The organism is Lentimicrobiaceae bacterium, assembly GCA_028697555.1.
Taxonomy (GTDB): domain Bacteria; phylum Bacteroidota; class Bacteroidia; order Bacteroidales; family UBA4417; genus UBA4417.
In genome coordinates, this window is record JAQVEX010000083.1 from 1 (window position 1) to 4,318 (window position 4,318).

A 4,318-nucleotide genomic window follows, 5' to 3' on the forward strand; every position below is an offset into this window, starting at 1 on the left:
TGAGTTCAGCCCGACAACCGTTAACGTTTATAGCACAAGGGAAATTTTAGATACGCTCACGCAGATAAATACTCTTCCTGTTGTAATACAAAACATAGACTCAAACATCAACGTTAGCGTGCCTTTGCTTAAGACAGTAAACAACAATTTAGTCAAATATTCCGACGATTCGGTACGTATTGGTATTAAAGTCGTTCAGGTTACCGAAGATGATATCAAAATCAGGATTACTCCCGAAGATAAATCGCAGAAAATAGAGTTTTTTCCTTACGAAGTAAGCGTTATTTACAGGGTTCCGTTAGATATGTACAAAATGGTCGATAAAAGTCAGTTTGTCATTACGGCTACAATTATGCCCGATAGTGCAAGAAAAATAAAGCTGAACGTTGAGAAAAAACCCGATTTTGTTAAGATTGTCAGAATAGAACCTACAAATATAGAATATCTTAAAATAGTAGAATAAATATTTGTACCGATGAAAAAAATTGGTTTAACCGGTAACATGGGTAGCGGAAAAACAACCGTTGCGCAAGTCTTTATGGCTCTTGACATTCCGGTTTACAACTCCGATTTTGAAGCCAAAAAATTGTACTACGACCCTGAAATTGTTGATAGGTTGGTTTCATTTTTTTCAGAATCTATCATTGGCGAAAACAATAACATCGATACAAAAAAGCTCGGTCAAATTGTTTTTAAATCGCCGGAAAAACTCGAATTCCTCAATAGTGTTATACATCCAAAAGTAACTGACAACTTTGAGCAGTGGTGCAAGCAACAAAACTCCGAGTACATAATTATGGAATCGGCTATTATTTTTGAAGCCGACTTAGTTCATTTGTTCGATAAAATTATAACAGTTACAACTCCTGAAGACATTATTATTGAACGAGTTACAAAACGAGACAAAATAAGCGTTGAAGCAATAAAAAGTCGCTTAAATAATCAGTGGTCTCAAGAAAAGAAAGCAAAATTATCGGATTTTGTTATAAATAACGATGGTGTTGCTGATTTGCTTCCGCAGGTGTTAGCGGTACATGATGCAATACTTGACAGTTGATTTGTTATATAAATCCATCTTTCGTTCTTTTGTAATATTTGTGATTGTTGCGGGGTGCGTGTTGCGGGGTGCGTGTTACAAATTAAAATTTGAACTTCTAATAATTTATAATTTAATAAGTTCCACACATGTTCACTCATCACTCATCACTCATCACTCATCACTCATCACTCACCACTCACCACTCACCACTCACCACTCACCACTCATCACTCACCACTCACCACTCACCACTCACCACTCACCACTCACCACTCATCACTCATCACTCACCACTCACCACTCACCACTCACTAATTGCTCACGAATGTCGTTTTAACTTCAAAATATCCTCCTGGGTATTCCACAGGAAATCCTGCAACATTAATTGTAGGTTTCAGTTTTAGCATAAATCGGGTTGGTTTGTTTCCGACATCTAACAAATTGTACGCGAAATTTAAAACAGCTTCACCGCTCTTACCGCTTAAGACTTGTTTTAAGTCGAAGTTCATATTTACAGGAATAGTGCCAATACTGTTGGCGTTTATTGTGTACGATTGAGACAAAATTCCTCTCGTCATCTCTATGTCGTCTATAAAAAGTATCCAATCTAAGGCTGTAACTCCTGCTTTTTGATTATTTGGATTTTTTACTCCCACATTTAATGTAAAACTCAAAGGTAAATTGCCTTGAAATATAGCATTGGTGAGTCTTGCGTAGTCGGCAATACTAATATCGCTTGCCGATTTCACATTTTGGAAATTTACATTAGCCAATGTTAAATTACTTACATCGTTGAGTTTAAATTCGCATTTAGCCAAATTAGCCATATGTGCAACTTGCATCAGCGAATCGCAAGAAGTGAAGATTAAAACACTTATGAAAAATATGGTTGCTTTTTTTATTAGTTTCATACGTTTATAATTTTAGTTAGTAAAAAATCGCATTGCTTATATTACTTGTTTGGAGCGTAAAAGTAATACTTTTAAACGACATATAAACAAATATGTTTTAACTTTGTCGGCTCAAACTTAAAATAAAAACATTATATGAAATCATTTTATTTGTGGTTGCTTGCATTTTTGATAACGATTGCAGCTGCTTATTTTCAGAGAGTTACAGGTCCAACGCATAGCAAAAAGGACAATATCGAAATAAACGACAACATTTATAAGTACAAGCTAATTAGGTCGGCAAACAACGACAAAAATGCTGAAATAAAACTATCAATACCCGACACAACAGTAAGTGGATATATTACGTATAAGAGATACAAAAGCCACGATACACTAACAACCGACGCACTAACTCGTGAAGGCGATAATCTTATTTACAGGCTACCACAATTGGAAGCTGCCGGAAAAATTATGTACAAAGTTACGCTACTTTCCCAAGGCGAGACTTATACCCTATCGGGAAATAAAGATGAAGGGTTTGTTGTTATGAGATACAAAAATCCTGTGCCTGCTTTTATTCTTATTCCTCACATATTAGTAATGTTTATTGGTATGATGTTTAGTACTCGTACCGGAATTGAAGCCGTTGCAAAAGGCAAAAAAACGTATAAGTATGCAATCGCAACACTTGTATTGCTTATAGCAGGCGGTGTATTAGGAATGTTTCTGCAGAAATACGCTTTCGGACAATATTGGACAGGCTTTCCATTCGGACACGACCTAACCGATAATAAAACATTGGTATTGGCAATTATCTGGATTATTACGGTTCTGAAACTTAAAAAAGACCGCAATAATAGATTTTGGGCGATTTTTGCTTCAGTAATTGTAATATTAATTTATCTGATACCTCATAGTGTATTAGGTTCGGAGATTGATTACACAAAGGCTGAAAACTTATAAAATAAAGCATGAATATTTCTGCAACACTTATTATTGTCATTATTACTTCGGCTGTTTCTATCGCTGCTTTTAGCAATAGGAATCTTTTTAGGCGACTGCTTTTTAATGCATACGATATAAAGAATTTTAAAAATTATTACCGATTTGTTACGTACAGCTTGGTGCACGCTGATTGGGTTCATCTGATAATAAATATGTTCGTTTTGTTTTCGTTCGGAAAAATGACGGAAACATATTACAAATATTTTTTTGGCAACATATGGATATTGTACTATTTGCTTTTGTACATAGGAGCTGTGCTGATTTCAATACTTCCTGCGTATAAAAAGCATTACGACGACTATTCTTACAATGCCGTAGGAGCTTCGGGAGCTGTATCGGCGGTGGTTTTTGCAAGCATAATTTTCGACCCTTTGGGAAAAATCTTCATCTTCCCTATTCCTATTGGCATTCCGTCTATATTGTTTGCGGTATTGTATTTGGCTTACTCGTGGTACATGAACAAAAAAGCAAACGACAACATCGGACACGATGCACATTTTTGGGGTGCAATTTTTGGGTTTGTTTACACAATCCTGCTAAAACCTAAATTGATTTTGTTTTTTATAGATCGGTTCTTTTAATAGCAAATATGGTTGTAAATAAGACTATTAGAAGTAGTATGTGAAGTAGGTTGCCATTAGCCATTAGCTATTAGCCGTTGGCTAAGCTCAGCCAAAAGCCAAGAGCTAAAGGCTAATAGCCAAAATTGTTCATTGCGCATTGAAGATTGCCTCGAACCACGCAGCACGCAACCCTACTGTTTTTCCGCTCTAAGCGTTCTATCTAGAATTTTAAGTTGTTCTTCTAATAGTTCCAACTCGGCTTTACCTTTACTAATCTTCTTTTCGTACTCGTCTTTATAAAGATTGCTTTGTTTAGAGTTGGCAAAGAATCCAATATTGTTTTCCCACAATAAAATTTCTTCTCTCAGCTTTTCAATCTTGTGCATTAAAGCCGATTTCTCACGACTGATAATTCTGTCAGCTTGTGGTTGATCTTTAATTTTGTGTAACTTCTCTTTAAAGTTGGTTTTGTTATATTCAATATTATCTACTCTAAAATGATCGTACAAGAAATCTAACAGTTGCTTGTATTGGTTTTGTATTTTATCTTTTTGCTTGATAGGTACAAATCCAATTTCTACCCATCGTCTTTGAATATCTTTTAGTTTTTCAAAGCTATCAGGATTTTTCAAATTGTCTTTAAGTTCCGTTAATTCTTTAAGCAATTCGTTTTTAAGCGCTAGGTTTTCTTCTTCGCTACCGGTTTTTTGTTTGTAGTACGCTTGTTTTGCATCAAAAAACTTATCACAAGCAGCTCTAAATCGTTTCCAAATTTTTTCGTTATGCTTACGCGGAACCGGTCCTATGGTTTTCCACTC

Annotated in this window: 6 protein-coding genes; 4 read left to right on the forward strand and 2 right to left on the reverse strand. The window is 35.5% G+C overall.

Going from position 1 to position 4,318, the window contains the following annotated elements; translation table 11 throughout:
* Both PHP31_09825 and coaE read left to right on the forward strand, forming a co-directional pair.
* The coding region (locus tag PHP31_09825) for a hypothetical protein (GenBank protein MDD3739574.1) at positions 1-463 on the forward strand (463 nt) is incomplete at its 5' end.
* 12 nt (positions 464-475) lie between these two features.
* Positions 476-1,057: a dephospho-CoA kinase gene (gene coaE, locus PHP31_09830; protein MDD3739575.1), complete on the forward strand. Its 582-nt coding sequence runs from the start codon at positions 476-478 to the stop codon at positions 1,055-1,057.
* 293 nt (positions 1,058-1,350) lie between these two features.
* Here the strand turns inward: coaE and PHP31_09835 are convergent, their stop codons facing one another.
* A complete protein-coding gene (locus PHP31_09835; protein MDD3739576.1) occupies positions 1,351-1,950 on the reverse strand; it encodes a hypothetical protein in 600 nt (199 codons plus the stop codon).
* Positions 1,951-2,085: 135 nt separating this feature from the next.
* Here PHP31_09835 and PHP31_09840 point away from each other — a divergent pair, with 135 nt between their 5' ends.
* Both PHP31_09840 and PHP31_09845 read left to right on the forward strand, forming a co-directional pair.
* Positions 2,086-2,895: a hypothetical protein gene (locus PHP31_09840; GenBank protein ID MDD3739577.1), complete on the forward strand. Its 810-nt coding sequence runs from the start codon at positions 2,086-2,088 to the stop codon at positions 2,893-2,895.
* An 8-nt stretch (positions 2,896-2,903) separates the two neighbouring features.
* Complete coding sequence (locus PHP31_09845) at positions 2,904-3,518, forward strand: rhomboid family intramembrane serine protease (GenBank protein ID MDD3739578.1); 615 nt, start codon at positions 2,904-2,906, stop codon at positions 3,516-3,518.
* A gap of 173 nt (positions 3,519-3,691) precedes the next feature.
* Here the strand turns inward: PHP31_09845 and PHP31_09850 are convergent.
* On the reverse strand, positions 3,692-4,318 hold a 627-nt coding region (locus tag PHP31_09850; protein MDD3739579.1), incomplete at its 5' end, for a DUF349 domain-containing protein.